15 protein-coding genes are annotated in these 18,395 nt (G+C 72.7%); 6 read left to right on the top strand and 9 right to left on the bottom strand.

Annotation, left to right across the window (positions count from 1 at the left end; all coding sequences use genetic code 11):
* Positions 1-15: 15 nt before the first annotated feature.
* Complete coding sequence (locus OHB00_RS45500) at positions 16-339, bottom strand: hypothetical protein (RefSeq protein ID WP_406444088.1); 324 nt, start codon at positions 337-339, stop codon at positions 16-18.
* Between the two features lie 357 nt (positions 340-696).
* On the opposite strand from OHB00_RS45500, the gene OHB00_RS45505 reads away from it, so the two are divergent.
* Positions 697-1,821, top strand: a complete 1,125-nt coding sequence (locus OHB00_RS45505; protein ID WP_406444090.1) for a PLP-dependent cysteine synthase family protein — start codon at positions 697-699, stop codon at positions 1,819-1,821.
* Positions 1,822-1,824: 3 nt separating this feature from the next.
* Here the strand turns inward: OHB00_RS45505 and OHB00_RS45510 are convergent, their stop codons facing one another.
* Positions 1,825-2,295, bottom strand: a complete 471-nt coding sequence (locus tag OHB00_RS45510; RefSeq protein ID WP_406444092.1) for an SRPBCC family protein — start codon at positions 2,293-2,295, stop codon at positions 1,825-1,827.
* 88 nt (positions 2,296-2,383) lie between these two features.
* Positions 2,384-3,202 (bottom strand): DeoR/GlpR family DNA-binding transcription regulator, encoded by an 819-nt coding sequence (locus OHB00_RS45515; protein WP_406444093.1) that lies wholly within the window; start codon positions 3,200-3,202, stop codon positions 2,384-2,386.
* Positions 3,203-3,495: 293 nt separating this feature from the next.
* On the opposite strand from OHB00_RS45515, the gene OHB00_RS45520 reads away from it, so the two are divergent.
* Positions 3,496-5,805 carry a hypothetical protein gene (locus OHB00_RS45520; RefSeq protein WP_406444095.1) on the top strand — a complete coding sequence of 770 codons (2,310 nt, stop codon included), beginning with the start codon at positions 3,496-3,498 and terminating at the stop codon, positions 5,803-5,805.
* Here OHB00_RS45520 and OHB00_RS45525 read toward each other — a convergent pair whose 3' ends face one another.
* From OHB00_RS45525 to OHB00_RS45540, 4 genes are all read right to left on the bottom strand, one after another.
* Entirely contained in the window at positions 5,806-8,244 is a 2,439-nt protein-coding gene (locus OHB00_RS45525; protein ID WP_406444097.1) for a right-handed parallel beta-helix repeat-containing protein, read from the bottom strand.
* A gap of 123 nt (positions 8,245-8,367) precedes the next feature.
* The gene (locus tag OHB00_RS45530) at positions 8,368-8,973 is read right to left on the bottom strand and encodes a hypothetical protein (protein ID WP_406444099.1); all 606 of its coding nucleotides are present in this window, start codon (positions 8,971-8,973) and stop codon (positions 8,368-8,370) included.
* Positions 8,974-9,865: 892 nt separating this feature from the next.
* Positions 9,866-10,690, bottom strand: coding sequence for an MOSC domain-containing protein (locus tag OHB00_RS45535; RefSeq protein WP_406444101.1), 825 nt, complete (start codon positions 10,688-10,690; stop codon positions 9,866-9,868).
* Positions 10,691-10,732: 42 nt separating this feature from the next.
* The gene (locus OHB00_RS45540; RefSeq protein WP_406444103.1) at positions 10,733-11,194 is read right to left on the bottom strand and encodes a DUF6643 family protein; all 462 of its coding nucleotides are present in this window, start codon (positions 11,192-11,194) and stop codon (positions 10,733-10,735) included.
* A gap of 278 nt (positions 11,195-11,472) precedes the next feature.
* Here OHB00_RS45540 and OHB00_RS45545 point away from each other — a divergent pair, with 278 nt between their 5' ends.
* The gene (locus OHB00_RS45545; RefSeq protein ID WP_406446288.1) at positions 11,473-12,762 is read left to right on the top strand and encodes a TerD family protein; all 1,290 of its coding nucleotides are present in this window, start codon (positions 11,473-11,475) and stop codon (positions 12,760-12,762) included.
* A gap of 12 nt (positions 12,763-12,774) precedes the next feature.
* On the opposite strand, the gene OHB00_RS45550 is transcribed toward OHB00_RS45545, so the two are convergent.
* On the bottom strand, positions 12,775-13,968 hold the full coding sequence (locus OHB00_RS45550) for a glycosyltransferase (protein WP_406444105.1): 1,194 nt from the start codon (positions 13,966-13,968) through the stop codon (positions 12,775-12,777).
* 39 nt (positions 13,969-14,007) lie between these two features.
* Here OHB00_RS45550 and OHB00_RS45555 point away from each other — a divergent pair, with 39 nt between their 5' ends.
* Positions 14,008-14,799: a glutamate racemase gene (locus OHB00_RS45555; protein ID WP_406444106.1), complete on the top strand. Its 792-nt coding sequence runs from the start codon at positions 14,008-14,010 to the stop codon at positions 14,797-14,799.
* An 89-nt stretch (positions 14,800-14,888) separates the two neighbouring features.
* Entirely contained in the window at positions 14,889-15,446 is a 558-nt protein-coding gene (locus OHB00_RS45560; RefSeq protein WP_406444108.1) for a hypothetical protein, read from the top strand.
* A 116-nt stretch (positions 15,447-15,562) separates the two neighbouring features.
* Here the strand turns inward: OHB00_RS45560 and OHB00_RS45565 are convergent, their stop codons facing one another.
* A complete protein-coding gene (locus OHB00_RS45565; protein ID WP_406444110.1) occupies positions 15,563-16,591 on the bottom strand; it encodes an O-antigen ligase family protein in 1,029 nt (342 codons plus the stop codon).
* A gap of 185 nt (positions 16,592-16,776) precedes the next feature.
* Here OHB00_RS45565 and lnt point away from each other — a divergent pair, with 185 nt between their 5' ends.
* Positions 16,777-18,390, top strand: coding sequence for an apolipoprotein N-acyltransferase (gene lnt, locus OHB00_RS45570; protein WP_406444112.1), 1,614 nt, complete (start codon positions 16,777-16,779; stop codon positions 18,388-18,390).
* The last annotated feature ends 5 nt before the right edge of the window (positions 18,391-18,395 follow it).

Genomic DNA, 18,395 nt, shown 5'->3' on the forward strand with positions numbered 1-18,395 from the left:
GCAACTCGCCGTGGTTCAGCGGTCACGCCCCGCGGCCCGCCGCACCGCCTCGATGAAGCGGCGCGCCGCGGGCGGACCGGGCTCGCCCGGCGCTGGATCGTGGTCACCCAGAGTGAGTGAGTAGCGCTGGCCGTTGAGGTCGGCCAGGGCCCGGTCGTCCGACGCGAACCACGGCTTGGAGGCCCGCACGGCCTGCACCGGCGCGCTGTCGATCTCGCTGCCGTAGCTCGTCAGCAACTGCAGCCTGCCGTCCCTTATCCGGACCTGCCCGGCCCGGGTGAGCGAACGCAGCCGCTTGTCGATCCGCACGCCCTTCGCCGTGAACTCCGGCTCCGCCATCCTGCCCCGCCCCTTTTCGAGTACCTCGGTCGCCGACCGCGGGTTCGTGGCCCCGGCCCGGCGTGCTCCGGCTCGTGTTGTGATCGAGTATGCGCCCCCGTTCGAGACGTTCGTCCCGTCCGGTGGCAGTCTGCCCGCCCTCGGCGCGGAGCACCAGTACGCGCGCCCCGCCGGGCGGGGGGCGCTCGGAGCACTCGCCACAATGCGCCCCGAAGGGTTCGCGCCACTGTTCCCCAGGGGTGCCTTTGAGGTGCCCAAAGATGCGTTTATGCAGGTGAGAAGCGTGCGGAAGGTGTTTATGATCGATGCGTCGGCCGCGTTCGGACGCCGTCGGCGCGAAGCGTAAGGAGTCCCGCCGTGAGCACCACCCCGCAGATCCGGACCGGCGCCACCCTCGACGTCGACCGCAGCGACGCCGCCTGTCGCGACTGGCTCAAAGAGGCCGTCCGCAAAGTCCAGGCGGATGCGAACCGTTCGGCGGACACGCACCTGCTGCGCTTCCCGCTGCCCGAGGCCTGGGGCATCGACCTGTATCTCAAGGACGAGTCGACGCACCCGACAGGAAGCCTCAAGCACCGGCTGGCCCGCTCCCTCTTCCTCTATGGCCTGTGCAATGGCTGGATCCGGCCGGACCGACCGGTGATCGAGGCGTCCAGCGGCTCGACGGCCGTCTCCGAGGCCTACTTCGCCAAGCTCATCGGCGTGCCGTTCATCGCCGTCATGCCGCGCACCACCAGCGCCGAGAAGTGCCGGCTCATCGAATTCCACGGCGGGCAGTGCCACTTCGTGGACGACTCCCGGAAAATGTACGAGGAGTCCGCGCGCCTCGCGGTGGAGACCGGCGGCCACTACATGGACCAGTTCACCTACGCCGAACGGGCCACGGACTGGCGCGGCAACAACAACATCGCCGAATCCATCTTCCGCCAGCTGGAGTTGGAACGGTTCCCGGAGCCGGCCTGGATCGTCGCCACGGCGGGCACCGGCGGTACCTCCGCGACACTCGCCCGCTATGTCCACTACACCCAGCGGGATACACGCATCTGTGTCGCCGACCCCGAGAACTCCTGTTTCTTCGAGGGCTGGACCACCGGCGATCCGGACGTCACATGCGACTGCGGGTCCCGGATCGAGGGCATCGGACGGCCGCGGATGGAGCCGAGCTTCGTGCCCGGGGCCATCGACCGGATGATGAAGGTGCCGGACGCGGCGAGCGTGGCCGCGGTGCGGGCGCTGGAGCAGGCGATCGGGCGGAAGGCCGGGGGGTCCACCGGGACCGGGCTGTGGAGCGCGCTGAAGATCGTGTCCGAGATGGTGGCCGAGGGGCGTACGGGGAGCGTCGTGACGCTGCTGTGCGACCCGGGGGACCGGTACCTGGACAAGTACTACTCGGACTCCTGGCTGGAGGAACAGGGGTTGGACATCGCACCGTACGCGGCGGTGATCGATTCGCTGTTGGAGACGGGGGTCTGGCCCGGCTAGCCGCTACCGCGAAAGGCGCCGGTCCAGCTCGGTCACCGCGCCCCGGAAGGCCCGGCCCAGCCCCGCGCGTGCGACCCTGACCGCGAGACGGAACGGCGCCGTGCCGTCCACGGCGAAGGTCCACTGCACGCGGGTGCCGCCGCCGGAGGGGACGAGTCGCCACTCCTCGGCGATGGCGTGCGCGCCGGGCGCGTTGGTGAGGTCCACCCGGTAGGCGTACACCTCCGCCTCCTTGGCCGCGATGACCGTCTCCCGGAAATGCCCGCCGCCCTTGAGCCGGACGTCGCGCCCGGCACCGTCGTCGACGGACTCGGCGTGCGTCACCGCGGCGAACCACTCCGCCCAGCCGGGCACGTCGTCGTTGAGCGCGTGGAAGACCCGCTCGGGAGGCGCGGACATCTTTTGTGCGAAGACCAGACGTACGGGCGCGACCTCGACGAAGTCGAGCCCCACGGGGCGCAGACGGCGCGTCATGGACGAGAACCCCCTTGGCCGAGAAGGCGGTCGACCGGCCCCGCCACGATAACTGGCGACCCGTCAGATGTCTGTACCGCCGTCGCGATCAGGCCTCCGCCTCGCCGGCCACCACCAGCCGGCGCAGATGCTCCGAGATCTCCGCACGTGCCGAGGCCGGCAGGCCCGCGTCGGTGACCAGTGTGTCGACCTGCTCCAGCTTGGCGAACGAACTCAGCCCCACCGTGCCCCACTTGGTGTGGTCGGCGACCACCACGACCCGGCGGGCCGACTGCACCAGGCGGCGGTTGGTCTCCGCCTCCGCGAGATTCGGCGTGGACAGTCCGGCCTCCACCGATATGCCGTGCACGCCGAGGAAGAGCAGGTCGAAGTGGAGGGCCGCGATCGCCTGGTCGGCCACCGGGCCGACCAGCGAGTCGGACGGGGTGCGCACCCCGCCGGTCAGGACCACCGTGGCCGCGCCCTGGCGCTGCCCGGAGACCCGCTGGGCCGCGTGGAAGACGTCCGCGACCCGCACCGAGTTCGTCACCACGGTCAGGTCGGGGACCTCCAGCAGATGATGGGCCAGCGCGTACGTCGTCGTACCGCCGGACAGAGCGATCGCCGTACCCGGCACGACCAGCTCGGCGGCGGACCGCGCGATGTCCTCCTTGGCGGTCAGCTCCAGCCCCGACTTCGCCTCGAACCCCGGCTCGTGGGTGCTCGCCTCGACCACCGGCACCGCGCCGCCGTGCACCTTCTCCAGCACACCCTGCCGGGCCAGCGCGTCCAGATCCCGGCGCACCGTCATGTCCGACACACCGAGCTTGCGGGTCAGCTCGTTGACCCGCACGCCGCCCCGGCGCCGGACCTCGTCCAGGATCAGGGCGCGGCGCTGCTCCGCGAGGAGGTTCTGGTTCTCGCTCACGTACGCTCCGGTCCTCTCGCCTCAAACCGTCCGACACGCCCTGCGTACCAGCTCCGACCAGGACGTTCCGGCCGGCTCCGGTGCGCGGGCGCCCCATCCTTTCACGGGACCACACGGGTTGCGCCACTCCCTGTGCCCGTGCACACATGTCATTTGGACACCATGTGTTGCCCCGGGTGTCACACACAACGGTGAGATTCAGTGACCAGTGGTGTGCGTCACACCGGAATCGGCGATCCTGAAACCCGCACGGACACAGGCCATCGGCGCGTCACGGGGGAAGTGCGAGAAGAGTGGAACGCGCGCAGGAACGCACCGCCGGCAGTCCCGCCGAGCGGCCCGAGGCACCGGAGATGGACCTGGAGCTCCGGGTCCACGGCGTCGGCGGCACCACGCCCGAGAAGATGCTCGACGATCCGCGCACGGTACGGATCACCGGCGACGACACCGCCGCCGTCTTCCGGCGCGCCGAGGACGTCGACGCCGAGTCCCGGCCCGGCCACCACCGCGGCCGGCCGGTGCCCGAGGCGTACGTCTGGTGCAACCTCACCTCCGGCGACGCCTCCCGGGCGCTGTGGCTGCTGCTTCTGCCGTTCATGGTGGTCAACCTCGCCCACTGGATGCGCCCCGCCGCCCAGGACCGGCCACGCACCGTGCGCTTCTACGGGCTGCTGGTCCGGCTCGCCGGACTCACCCTCACCGTCCTGCTGGTCGCGGCCGCCTGCGAGGTCGCCCTGGACCTCGCCGCCTGGCAGTGCGCGGGCGTCACCGCCTGCGCCGGCCGGCACACCTGGCTCCGCTTCCTCTCACCCGCCGGCTCGGACGGCGGCTGGTGGAGCGCACCCGGACGCCGGTTCGCCCTGGCCGCGCTGGTCCCCACCGCCCTGACCGGCCTGCTCTGGTACCTCTCGCACCGCACCTGGAGCGCCTACGAGTCCACCCGGCCCCTGGCCCACCACCCCGAGCCCGGCCACACCTCCCTCGCCAGCCCCGGCTTCTGGTACGGGCGCCGACTGGTCGCCCGGCTGCGAGCCGCCCACACCGCGGCGGGCCTGCTCACCGTCGCCGCCGCGGTCCACGCGCCGGCGGCCGCCTTCGACCGCCGGCCCGGCGGAGCCGCCGTACTGGACACGAGCGGGCGGCTGCTGACCGGTGCGCTGATCGCCGCGGCCCTCACCACGGTGTGGGTCGTCTGCCGCCGGGGCCGCAGCGAGCACCTCCTCGACCAGGAACTCGACCGCCACCTCGTACGACGCCTGCCGCTGGGCGCGCTCGCCCTGCTCGTGCTCGTGGTGGTGTACGCCGGCTGGGCCCGCCCGGGGTGGCGCTCCGGGGGGCGGCTCGCCGGGGACACCACCTTCGGCGGTCTGGTCCTGGCCCAGGGCGTGCTGGTGATCGTCCTCGCGGTCGTCGCCCACGACCTGCACCGCCGGCTGCCCGATCGGCGCGCCGCGATGCGCGGACTCGGCGGGCCCGCCGTCGCGCTGCTCGCCTGCGCGCTGGGCGGGGTGATCTCGGGCGGGGTCGCCCAACGGGTCTCCGACTGGCTGGACGGCACCGGCACCTCCATCGCCGGACCACCGGTACTGCTGACCTGGCAGGCCTCGGTGATCCCGCCCGTGCTCACCGTGCTGCTCGCCGCGGTCGCCTGGCTGTCCTGGCGCACCTGCCGGCTCAGCCGCGTGGAACGCGCCGCCGTCGACCTCGGCCACCCCGGGGAGCCGCAGGACATGGCCCGCAGCCGCCGTATCGCCCGGGTCCGGGCCATGGCAGCCCTCACCGACCGTTCGCCGCTCGTCGTCACCGTGCTGTGCGCCGCCACGCTGGTGCTGGGCGCCGGGGCGCTGGTGGGTGCGCTGGGCACGGGGAAGACCCCGGACACGGCGGCCGACCGGACGTACGCCCTGGTGCACGGCGCCGCCCAGACCTCGCAGGCGCTCGGCTCCTGGCTGGTCGGGCTCGGCTTCGTACTCTTCGTCACCTGGGGCCGACGCGCCTACAAGGACGCCTCCGCGCGGCGCACCATCGGCATCCTCTGGGACGTCGGCACCTTCTGGCCACGCGCCGCCCACCCCTTCGCCCCGCCCTGCTACGCCGAGCGCGCGGTCCCCGACCTGACCTGGCGCATGGTCACCTGGACCCGCCGGACCGGCGGCCGGCTGGTCATCTCCGGCCACTCCCAGGGCAGCGTCCTCGCGGCCGCGGCGGCCTGGCAGCTGACCCCCGCCGTCCGCAAGCGGGTCGCCCTGCTCACGTACGGCTCCCCGCTGGAGCGGCTGTACGGCCGCTGGTTCCCGGCCCACTTCGGTCCGGCCGAACTCGGCTCCCTGCACCGCGAGGTCGCCTGCTGGCGCAACCTCTACCGCCTCACCGACCCCATCGGCGGCCCCGTGCGGATCCCCGACGGCGACGGCCCGGAGGTCGACCACCCGCCCCTGAAGGACCCGCTCGCCTACGGCCGCGCCCCGGGGCACCCGCTCCCCGCCCCGATCCTGGGCCACTCCGACTACCAGGCGGACCCGGCCTTCGCCGAGGAACGCCGACGGCTGCTGGCCCGGCTGCGCCCGGAGCTGCCCGGGCAGCAGCCGGAACCGGACGGCTGATCAGGCGAGCTCGGGCAGGTCCTGCGGGAACAGCAGGCTGAGGTCGTCGGTGGTCGGGTCGGCGAGCTGGGCGACCCGGCTCGCGTGCCGCTCCACCATCGCCTCGAACGTCTGCCGGGCGGTACGGCCGTTGCCGAACGCGGGGCCCTTCGGGAGCAGCGTGAAGTACGTCAGCAGCGCCTCGGACGCACCCGGCGCCAGCCGGTACTCGTGCTCGTCGGCCTGCTGCTCCACGATCCTCAGCAGCTCTTCCGGGCCGTAGTCGCTGAAGGTGATGGTCCGGGAGAAACGCGACGCCACACCAGGGTTGACCGAAAGGAAGCGCTCCATCTCCTCCGTGTAGCCCGCGACGATCACCACCACGGAGTCCCGGTGGTCCTCCATCAGCTTCACCAGCGTGTCGATGGCCTCCTTGCCGAAGTCCCGCCCGGCGTCCTCCGGCGACAGCGCGTACGCCTCGTCGATGAACAGCACACCGCCGTGCGCCCGCTGGAAGGCCTCCTGGGTACGGATCGCCGTGGAACCGATGTGCTCGCCGACCAGGTCGACCCGGGACACCTCGACCAGATGGCCCTTCTCCAGCACCCCGAGGGAGGCGAGGATCTCGCCGTAGAGCCGGGCGACCGTCGTCTTGCCGGTGCCGGGGGAGCCCGTGAACACCAGGTGCCGCTTGACGGAGGCGGCCTTGAGACCGGCCTGCTGGCGGCGCCGGCCGACCTCGATCATGTCGGTCAGCGCACGGACCTCGCGCTTGACGCTGTCCAGGCCGACCAGCGCGTCGAGCTCACCGAGCACGGCCTTCGAGGTCCGGGCCGGCTCCTCGGGCGCGACCGGAGTCAGGAGCGGCTCCTGCTCGGCGCTGCGCTGGCCGGGGATCGCGCCCAGCAGGCCGGGGGACTGGTGCGAGGTCTGTACGGCCGTCTCGCGCGCCGCGGGCGGCCGCAGGCTGCCGCTCTCGTCGCTGGTGCAGTCCTCCACCACCGGGCCGGTGCCCGAGCCCGTGTCCGGACCACCCTCCGCGAACTCGTAACCCCCGCGCGCGCACCGCTCCGTGCGGCACTTGCGCAGCGTCGTACGGCAGCCGTCGATCACATGGAAGCCGTAACCGCCGCTGCCGCTGACCCGGCAGTTCTCGAAGGTGCCGCGGCCGCCCGCCGACACGTAGAAGCCCGCCTCGGCCGGGGAGTCGACCGCGCAGCGCTCGATCGTGGGGTCGGCCCCCTTGGTCACGATCACGCCGGTCTGGGTGCCGTCCACCACGCAGTTGTTGAGGGTGCCGCCGCTGCCGTGGTCGCGGAACCAGGCGCCGGTGGCCGCGTCCCGGATCCGGCAGTCGTCGAGCTGCGCGGTGGCGCCGTCGCTCACCGACACCGCCGTGTTGCGCACCTGGAAGAGATCGCTGTCGACCACGTCCGCGCGGGAGCCGCGGTCCAGCACGAACAGGGCGTCCGGCACGTCGTGCACCCGGCACGAGTCCAGTACCGCGGTGGCGCCGTCGCTGACCCACACCGCCGGATAGTCGCCCGTGCTGTCGAAGATCTCGCACTGGTTGGCGTCCACCCGGGTGCCCGGGTCCCACACCGACAGGCCGTTGCGGCCGAACTGGCGCACGGTCGTCCGGGTCAGCGTCAGCACCGACCGCGAGCGCAGGTCGACCGCGTTCTCCGGGATGTCGTGGATGCGGCAGTCGGCGAGGGTGAGCACCGCGTCGGTGTCGAGGGTGACTCCGTCGGCGGTGGTGCGGTGCACATCGCAGTCCGTGAGGTGCGCGGTCGCCCGCGCGGTGACCTGCACACCGGAGCCGCGTACCTCGTAGATCTCGCACCCCACCGCTTCCAGCGCGGAGTTCTCCCCGGTCGCCGTCATGCCCGTGCCCGAGGCGTGGTGCACCCGGCAGCGATCGAGCCGTGGGTGGCCGCCGCCGCGCACCGCCACGCCCGCCTGGCCGGCCGCCACGACCTCGCACTCCTCGAACACCCCGCCGCCGCCGTCCAGTACGGCGATGCCGATGCCGGCCGGGTTGTCGACGGTGCACCGCCGCACGGTCGGCCGGGCTCCGCCGCGCACCTCGATCCCGGCGGCGGACCGGGTGACGATCCGCACGTCCAGCAGCTCGGGGGTGCCCTCCTCGACCAGCAGCGCGGGCGCGGCCGCGTCCTGGCCCTCGACATGCAGGTCCTGTACGACCGCCGAGGCGCGCACGGTCAGCGGGACGCCGTCCACGGGGGCGATGCGCACCGAGCCCGGTGAGCCCTCCGGTCCGCGCAGCGTCACCGCGCGCTGGACGACGAGGTTCTCCCGGTAGGTGCCGGGCGCGACCGTGAGGACATCGCCGTCGGCGGCGGCCTCCAGGGCGGCGGCGAGCGATGCGTACTCACCTGTGCGGCGCCGCCACCGCGAGGTACCGGTGTGCGTCACCTGGACCGTGCCCTGTGCCATGGCGTTGCTGTGCCCCCACCTCGTCGTACGGATCGCTCGCGCGCGGGTCGATGCCGAATGCGCTTCGGCCGGTCCACCGTAGCGTGCGCCGAGGTGGTGGATTGACCAGAGACAAAAAGGCCGTCAGCTGCCCGTGCCGGCCTTGCCCCAGTCGGGGCCCGCCCGGTCCCAGGCCTGGTCCCAACGTGCGTACCTGCGACGGACCATACGCCAGACGATCATCCGTCTGCCGCTCTCGACCAGCCCCGCGGTGAGCAGGGCCGCGCCGAACCCGGCCAGGACGGCGTGTGTCGTGGCTGTGGTGGAGTCCAGGGGGCGGGCTGTTATGACGCCGTGCTGGTCCGTCCAGACGTCGAAGTGGTCGCCCTTGTGCGGGGATTCGAGAGTCGTCAGGACCGGTCCGTGCCGCCGGGTGCCGTCCGGTGCGGTCCAGTCGGCGAGGACGCGGCTGCGGTTGTCGTGTGCGCTGGTGGCGTCGGGGTCGGGCTCCACCGGGGCGCCGCCCAGCTTGCGCACCACCGTGGCCCTGACGAGATGCCGGTCGTGGTGCTGCTGCCGGACCGACCGCTGGAGGGCGCCCTGGGCGGCGGCGCCGACGAACGAGCCGAGCACCGGCGCGGCCACCACGATCAGCACCAGCGCCGCCAGGGCCACCCACGCCTCGACCAGGTCGGTCGCGCGGCGCAGCGGATTGCGCCGCCACCGCCACAGGCCGCGGATAGCTCGCACCGGCCACCACCCCCTTCCCGCTCCGTGATAACCCCCGCCCGGCCCGTTCACCCGAGACCCTGGCCGAAGAGAGAGCGAAATCACCCCCGGCCGGGACTTTCATGAACTTCTCACGACCTCAACGACCGGGCTGCGGGCTGGGGTTCCCGCCGTCCGCCGGAGATCGCGCGACGCACCGGAAGAGAACAGCGCTCGGAGGACGACGGCTGGGGAGAAGCCGCCTTGGACGGTGGGGGAGGACGGGAGGCCGAGCGACGGGTCGGGCGAGGGGATGGCGACGGCGACGGTCGGGGAGGACGGGAGGCCGAGCGACGGGCGACGGCTCGGACGGGGGTGCAAATGCGACGACGACGGTCGCGGGACGGTGATCGGGAGTTGACGGCCGGGCCACCCGAGCCTGGGGGCGACGGGCCGGGTGACGTCGGTTCGGATGGCGAGAACTCGGGCGTGACGGTGCGGGTGCTTGCGCTGCGGGCGGTGACGGTTCGGGTGGTTACGGTTCGGATGGTGAGAACTCGGTTGATGACGGTTCGAGCGAGGCCGGATCGCGTTGTGCCGGCTCGCTCGTAGGGAAACGGGGCGGCCGGCGCGCGGCCGGAGGCCGTCGGGGAGGGGCCGGCTGGAGCGCGGGTGGCCGGCACCCGCCCCGTTCGGTCGTCGAGACCGTTCGGCCACCGAGACCGCCGCCGTGGATGCCGCCAGGCCATCGATGCCGCGCGGTCAACGGCATCGTGCGGGCACCGACGAGGCCCCGCGGTTCTCGGTGCGCTTCAGCTCTCGGCCCTCGACGCCTCTCGGCCCTCGACGCCTTTCGGCCCTCGGCACGCTTCGGCTCTCGCACCCCTTGGCTGTCGGCACTCTCCGGCTCTCGGTGCCGCTCGGTCCCGGAATCTCAGTCGAGGATCCGGACCGGGTCCCCGACCCGGATCGTGCCTGGTGAGTGCGGTACCAGGTTCTGGCCGAAGATCAGCTGGTTGCCGAACCTGCGGTGCCGTGCCAGCGTCCGCAGCGGCTCTCGGCCGCGTTCGGCGGTGGCCTGGTCGGTCGTGGTCACGACGCACCGCCCGCACATCTTCGCGACCCGGAACTCGACCTCGCCGATGGCGATCCGTCTCCAGTCGTCCTCGGCCCAGGCCTGTGTGCCGCGCACGACCACGCTGGGCCGGAACCGGTTCATGGGCAGCGGACCCTCGTCGGCGTGCTCGCCGTGCGCGATGAGGGAGTTGAGGGCGTCCAGCGAGGCCTGCGCGGTCACCAGCAGGGGAAACCCGTCGGCGAAGCTCACGGTCTCGCCGGGCAGCGCGTGGTCGGGGTCGATCAGGCGGCGGGTCGCGGGATCGTCCATGTGGGCGAGGCGGACGTCGGCCTCCAGATACGCGCCGCACCACGCATGCGCCGCCTTCGCCGCGAGGACCGCCTCCACCTTCGTACCGAAGATGTCCACCCGCACCGTGGCCCCCGGCTCCGGGACCGGCACGGTCAGGGGTGTGCGCCCGGGCGCGGACAGACGTACACCGCCGCCGGGCAGCAGCTCGGCAGCGGCGAGCGCGAGGCGCGGCTGCTCCCGCTGGGTGACGACCTTTCCCCCGTCGTCGATCAGGACCCAGCGTCGGTCACCGGCCAGCCCCCAGGGCTCCACGACGGCCTCCCGGGGCGAGAAGCCCCGGAGCGCCTTGACCGGGTGAACGTGAATCGACTGCAGTTCGGCAATCCCCATGACGCCATCGTGCCAGGCCGCACGGACATCAGGGGGTGCCGATCAGTAGCCGCGGTACTGCTGCTGCTGTTGCTGGTTGTACGGGTCCTGGTACGGAGCCGACTGCGTGGGACGCGGAGCCGCCGGGCGCATCGCCTCGTAACCCGTGCCGCCCATCATCGGACGGGGCGGCTGAGGCTGCTGCTGCGCGGGGTAGCCACGCGGTGCCGTCGCCTGCTGGGGGATGTACGCCGTGGGCGCCTGCTGCAGCGGTGCGGGCTGCTGCATCTGCTGCGGGTAGCCGTAACCCGGGGCCGGCTGGGAGGGGCCCGCCGGGAGGGCGGGCAGCGCCGACGGCAGCGCGGGCAGGTTGCTGAAGCTGCTGGGCGCGTCGTAGGCGGGAGGGACCCGGATCGGGGCGATCTGCGGGGTGCCCCGTTCGGCCACGAGCGAGTCGTAGATCGGGGTGTCCGGGAAGGAGGCGGAGTAGTAGCCGCCGCCATAGGTGGAGCGGGGGGAGGTCATGGCACATAAGTTAAGCCCACGATGTGCTGGTTGGGGAGACCGATAAGAGGGTTGTTTTCCGTGTCGGCCGTGACGCCGGATCCCTAATCCGAGCGAACTCGGCAAAAAAGGACGGCAATCGGCGTCCTGATCGTGTAAAGGCCGAGTTCCGAGCCGGTTACCGGCAGTTGGCCGGGGATCTTCCTGTGCCGTTCATGGGAGATCTCTGTCCCCGGGAATAGGTTGTGAGGGTAGGGATGACGGGGGACCGCCGGGACGCGTCCGGCGTGCCGACAGCGATGGGGGCGGACATGTCAATGTCGAAAGGATCGAATACGCCGGTGCCGACCGCGGGCCTGCGGGTCGAATGGGGCTGGCGCTCCGGTCCGGGTGCCCCTGACGCGGACGCCTCGGCGCTGCTGCTGGTCTCCGGCAAAGTGCGCTCCGACGGCGACTTCGTCTTCTACAACCAGCCGGCGCATGCCTCGGGCGCGGTCCGGCACGAGGGCAAGCGGCGCTCCGGTGACCTGGTCACCGACACTCTTTTCGTCGACCTCGCATGCGTGGAGACCCCGATCGAGCGGATCGTCCTGGCGGCCTCGGCCGACGGCGGAACGTTCGGGCAGGTCCCCGGCCTCTATATCGAGGTCCGGAACGCGGCGGACGAAAGTGTGGTCGCCCGGTTCGACAGTATGGGCGCCACGGTGGAAACCGCTTTCGTACTCGGTGAGTTGTACCGGCGTCAGGGCGGCTGGAAGTTCCGTGCGGTGGGGCAGGGATACAGCAGCGGACTGGAAGGGCTCGCCACCGATTTCGGGATCACGGTGGACGAGCCGCAGCATCCGACGCGGCCACCCACGCCGCAGCCCACCTCTCCGCAGCCCGCCGGCCTGCCCTTCCCGCAGCATCCGGCGCAGGCCTCCGCGGGTCTGCCGGTCCCGCCGCCTCCGCCGACCGCGCCCGTACGGCTGTCCAAGGTGACGCTCACCAAGGCGGCGCCCTCCGTCTCGCTGGCCAAACAGGGCGGTACCTCGGGCGCGCTGCGGGTCAACCTCAACTGGCAGGTCCGCAAACAGCTCCCCGGCTGGGGCGGCCGGCACGGCGGGGCGGGCGACCTCGACCTCGACCTGTGCGCCCTGTACGAACTCGCCGACGGCCGCAAGGGCGTCGTCCAGGCGCTGGGCAACGCCTTCGGCTCCCTGAACCGGCCGCCGTACATCCACCTCGACGGCGACGACCGCACCGGCGCCGTGTCGAGCGGCGAGAACCTCACCGTCAACCTCGATCACAGACAGGACTTCCGGCGCATCCTCGTCTTCGTGACGATCTACCAGGGCGCGTCGTCCTTCGCCGACCTGCACGCCACGGTCACCCTCCAGCCCCAGCACGGTGCCCCGGTCGACTTCTCCCTGGACGAGTGCACGGTTCCCTCCACCGTGTGCGTGCTCGCCCTGCTCACCAACACCGGTGGCGACCTCGTCGTGCAGCGCGAGGCGCGCTATCTGGTCCCGGAGCGCGGGGTGAGCCCGCAGCGGACCGTCGACCGTGCCTACGGCTGGGGCATGAACTGGACGCCCGGCCGCAAGTGACGCACCGGGCGGTCAGCCTTCGTCGGCGACCGTGTCGGGACGCGCGTACGTGCGGCCCTTCCAGGCCGCGCCGCGCCCCCGGTAGTGCTGCACCGCCGAGTCGACCGTCATGAGGAGATAGAGGAACGCGGTGAACGGCAGCAGCGGGGCGAGCCGGAGCGGCTGCCGGTAGTAGCGGAGCATCGGCAGGTACGTCGCGGTCATCACCAGCCACGCCGCCGCGCCGAGGAGTACCGCCTGCGGGTCGCCGGTGACCGCGCCCGCCGGCACCGCCGCCGGCGGCACCAGGTACACCAGCACCAGACCGGCGACCGTACCGAGGAGCAGCAACGGGTTGTGCCGCAGTTGCGCGTACGCGCTGCGGGAGACCATCCGCCACAGGTCGTGCAGGCGCGGATAGGGGCGCACGCTGTCCACCCGGTCGGCGAGCCCCAGCCAGATGTGCCCGCCGGTGCCCTTCACCGCGCGGGCGAGCGCCACGTCGTCGATCACGGCGTGCCGGATGGCGTCCGGGATGCGCGCCTGCGCCGCCGTGTCGGCGCGCAGCAGGACACAGCCGCCCGCCGCTGCCGCGGTGCGCGAACCCTTCCGTCCGATCCGGCGGAACGGATAGAGCTGGGCGAAGAAGTAGACGAAGGCGGGCACCACGAGCCGTTCCCACAGACTCGCCACCCGCAGCCGGGCCATCTGCGAGACCACGTCGAAGCCCCCGGTGCGGGCGGCCGCCACCAGCAGCCGCAGGCTGTCCGGCTCGTGCGCGATGTCCGCGTCCGTCAGCAGCAGGTACTCGGGGCCACGCGCGCGTGCCAGTGCGATGCCGTGCCGTACCGCCCAGAGCTTGCCCGTCCAGCCCGCCGGCGGTTCGCCGGGCGAGATCACGGTCAGTGGCAGCCCGCCGTGGCGCGCGGCCAGTTCCCGGGCCAGCTCCCCGGTGCCGTCCGTACTGCCGTCGTCGACCAGGAACACCTCCGCCCGCCCCGGATAGTCCTGCGCCAGCAACGACGGCAGACTCAGGGGCAGTACGGCCGCCTCGTCCCGGGCCGGGACCACCACGCACACGTCCGGCCACTCGGCGGGCTCGCGCCGGGGCGGCAGCCGGACGTCGGTGCGCCAGAAGAAGCCCTGGCAGAGCAGCAGCCACAGCCATGCGGCAAGGGATACGGCGGCGGTCCACGCGATGGCGCTCACCCGCGCAGTCTGCCCCATGGGGCCTGCTCCCAACGGCCCATCGTCTATCGTGGCCGGGTGAAGATCGCGCTCATCGACTCCGGAATCGGCCTGCTGGCGGCCACCGCAGCGGTACGGCGGCTGCGCCCCGACGCCGATCTCGTCCTCTCCTTCGACCCTGAGGGCATGCCCTGGGGGCCACGCACCCCCGAGGGCATCACGGAGCGCGCCCTGGCAGTCGCCGAGGCCGCCGCCGCCCGCCGGCCCGACGCGCTGATCATCGGCTGCAACACGGCGACCGTGAACTCCCTGTCGGCGCTGCGCGCGCGCCTGGAACCCGGCATCCCGGTCATCGGCACGGTCCCGGCGATCAAGCCGGCCGCCGCCGGCGGCGGCCCGGTCGCGATCTGGGCGACCCCCGCGACCACGGGCAGCGCGTACCAGCGGGGCCTCATCGAGGACTTCGCCGGCGGCGTGCCGGTCACCGAGGTGCCCTGCTGGGGGCTGGCCGAGGCCGTCGAGCACGCCGACCAGGCCGCCATCGACGCCGCCGTGACGGCGGCGGCCCGGCTCACGCCGGACGAGGTGACGACCGTCGTCCTGGGCTGCACCCATTACGAACTCCTGGCGGAACGTATCCGCGCCGCCGTCCAGCGCCCCGGCGCCGCCCCTCTCGCCCTGCACGGCTCCGCCGGCGCGGTGGCCGCCCAGGCGCTGCGCCGGATCGGTGCCCAGCCCGCCCCCGGCGCACCGGCCACCGGCACGGTGACGGTGCTGCTCAACGGCCGGGAGGGCGAACTGCCCGAGGCCGCGCTCAGCTACGCCGAGGCCCGCCTGCTGCGTACGGCCAGTCCTGCCGCCTCCCAGTGAACGCCGCGGGGCCGCGGATGCCGCCGATGTGAGCAGTCACCCTCCGCGACGCGGTGCCCGCGCAGCGAAACCTGAGTAATCTCGTAGACATGAGGGACCACCCCCGCGACCACTCTCCGGACAAGGACGCCTCGCCCCCGGATGTCTGGACCGGGCGTGCCACGAACCGGGTCCAGTGGCTGCTGGCGCTGGTCGGCGCGGCCTGCATGGCGCTCGGCATCGAACTGGCCGTGGACTCCGCCTGGACGTCGGGGGTCGCCCCGCTCGTGATGTCGGTCGTGGGCTGCATCGCGGCCGGACTGCTGGTCCTCTTCGGCACCCTCGCCTTTGTGCACGTCGACCTGAAGCTCGACAGGGAGTGCCTCGAAATCCGCTGCGGTCATATAGGAGTACCGCGCCGTCGTATTCCGCTCTCCCATGTGGTGGGCGCCGACTTCTCCCCGCAGATCACCCCGCGTCACTGGGGCGGCTGGGGTTACCGCTGGCGCCCCGAGAAGGGCACGGCCGTCGTGGTCCGCCGTGGCGAGGGCATCGTCCTGAGTCTGTGGGACGGCCACACCTTCACGATCACCGTGGACAACGCCGAGTCCGCGGTGCGTGTCATCAGGGAACGCCTGCGGACGATCACACCGGGTACGGCGCACTGACACAGTCCGCAGCTGGGGCCGGGACACCTGGGGCTGAATCACATAGTGCTGGGCCACATAGTGCTGGGCCACATAGGGATGAGGCCACATGCGGCCGGGCCATACAGCCGCACGTCTCAACTGCCTGACACCCCCGCCACCCATGGGTGTGCCGTGGCCAGGCCCGCCAGCAGGCCCGCGCCCGCCGACACCGTCGTGAAACTGAGCGCGTTGCCGACCGCGGCGACCGCGGCCAGGACGGTGAGCGCCGCGCCCGCCGTGAGGGTGACCGGTGTGGAGCGGGGTGACCGCCACAGGGCGTAGAGGATCCAGCAGAACGCGGTGGCCAGCAGCAGGACGCCGACCAGGCCCTGTTCGGCGGCCTGCTGGAGCGGCGCGGAGTGTGGTCTGCCGTCCGGCGGCAGCACCCCGGACGCGGCGCCGCTCAGCTCGCCGAACCGCCCCGGGCCGACGCCTACGGCGGTGTTCCCGTGCGCGAGGCGCAGGGCGTCCCGCCACAGCTGGACGCGGTGCTCGGGGAGGGGCCCCTCCAGGGCGGAGGTGAGCCCGGCGGGCAGGACGTTCGCGGCGACCGCCCAGAGCGCGCCGGTCACCAGCGCGGCCGCCAGAGCCAGCCCGGCGAGGCCCGGCCCCCGCCGCCGCATCCGGCCGGCGGCGAGGGAGCACAGCAGGACGACGGCACTTGCCGCGCAGGCGGCCGCCGAACCCATGACCGCCCCGGCCGCGGTGATCCCGGCGGCCAGCATCCGCAGCCCGAACCGCAGCGCCGGAACCGGCGTCGCCCACGCGGCGCAGCACGCGGCGCCCGTCGCGAGAGCCAGCAGCGCCGCTACGGCGCCCGTATGGCCGAGCGGGGTCGTGAACTGCGGACCCGGGGCCACCCGGGGCATCGCCACGGCGAGCCCCAGCCCCGCCAGTGCGCCGGCACACGGCGCCGCCACCGGCAGCAGCGACCCGGACATCCGGCCCGCGGCATAGCCCGCGGCCACCGCGAGCACCGCCAGCAGCACGCCCTCGGGCCGTGCGTCGCGTCCGATCGCCGCGATCAGCGGCCACCCGGCGCAGGCCCCGAGGATCACGACGCCCAGCGCGTCAGAAACGTTTCGTCTGTCGTTGTCCGTTTCCTTCTCGGCAGCGGACGTCATCCCGGTCGACCCCACCGTCGCCCCCCGTACCCCGGTCCCCCGACCTGTGGCGGGCCCCGCCGCCCGCCTCGGCACACCGTAACCGGTGATGCCCGCTTTGTGGACGACTTGCGCGGGAAGGGTGTGATTCCTGCATGCCGAGACCGCGCTGTCGGCAGCAAGGTCAACCGCCGTACACTCCCCGAGTGACCGTCACCGCAACCTCCGTGGACCAGTCGGACCAGCTCACGCCGCGCCCCGCGCCCGGGGCACGCGCCCTCCGGCTGCTTCGCCGCCTGGTTCCGGCCGCCGCCTCCGCACTCAGCGGAGTGCTGCTGTACGTCAGCTTCCCGCCCCGCCCCCTGTGGTGGCTTGCCCTGCCCGCCTTCGCCGGATTCGGGTGGGTGCTGCGCGGCCGCTCGTGGAAGGCGGCCCTCGGTCTCGGCTATGTCTTCGGGCTCGGCTTCCTGCTGCCGCTGCTGGTGTGGACGGGCGTGGAGGTCGGCCCCGGGCCGTGGCTGGCGCTGGTGGCGATCGAAGCGATCTACATCGCTCTGGTCGGTGTGGGCGTGGCTGCCGTCTCCAAGCTGCCGGCCTGGCCGGTGTGGGCGGCCGCCATATGGATCGCCGGCGAGGCGGCACGCGCGCGCGTGCCCTTCCGCGGCTTCCCCTGGGGCAAGATCGCCTTCGGCCAGGCGGACGGTGTCTTCCTGCCGCTCGCCGCGGTGGGCGGCACCCCGGTGCTCGGTTTCGCCGTCGTGCTGTGCGGGTTCGGCCTGTGCGAGGTGGGGCGGCTGGCCGTCGAGGGCCGGCGTACCCGTGAGATCCGGCGCGGGGCGGCGGCCGCCGCCCTGCTGAGTGTGGCCGTGCCGGTGGTGGGCGCGGTCGTCGCGCGGACGCTGGTGAGCGACAAGGCCGAGGACGGCTCGGTCACCGTCGCGGTCATCCAGGGCAACGTGCCGCGCGCGGGCCTGGACTTCGCCTCCCAGCGGCAGGCGGTTCTCGACTACCACGTGAAGGAGACGCTCAAGCTGGCCGCCGACGTCAAGGCGGGCAAGGCCGCCAAGCCGGACTTCGTGCTGTGGCCCGAGAACTCCTCCGACGTCGATCCCTACGCAGACGCCGACGCGGCCGCCGTGATCGACGAGGCCGCCAGGGCGATGGGCGTGCCCATCTCGGTCGGCGGGGTCGTCGAGCGGGACGGCAAGCTGCTCAACGAGCAGATCCTGTGGGACCCGGTCAAGGGCCCGACCTCGACCTACGACAAGCGGCAGATCCAGCCCTTCGGCGAGTACCTCCCGCTGCGCGGCCTGGTCGGCGCCATCAACAAGAACTGGACCAGCATGGTCCGCCAGGACTTCAGCCGGGGCACGAAGCCCGGTGTGTTCGACATCGACGGCACCAGGGTCGGCCTCGCCACCTGCTACGAGGCCGCCTTCGACTGGGACGTGCGGGACACCGTCACGCACGGCGCCGAGATGATCTCCGTGCCGAGCAACAACGCCACCTTCGACCGCAGCGAGATGACCTACCAGCAGCTCGCCATGTCCCGGATCCGCGCGGTCGAGCACAGCCGGACCGTCACCGTGCCGGTGACCAGCGGCGTCAGCGCGATCATCATGCCGGACGGGAGGATCACCCAGAAGACCGGCATGTTCGTGCCCGCCTACCTGGTCCAGAAGGTGCCGCTGCGCACCTCCGAGACGCCCGCGACCCGGTTGGGCATCCTGCCGGAGATGGCGTTGGTGCTGGTCGCGGCGGGTGGGGTCGGCTGGGCGATCGGGGCCGGAATGCGCGGCCGGCGCGCCGGTGACGCGTAGCCGTA

The organism is Streptomyces sp. NBC_00631, from assembly GCF_045206895.1.
In the GTDB taxonomy this organism is placed as follows: Bacteria; Actinomycetota; Actinomycetes; order Streptomycetales; family Streptomycetaceae; genus Streptomyces.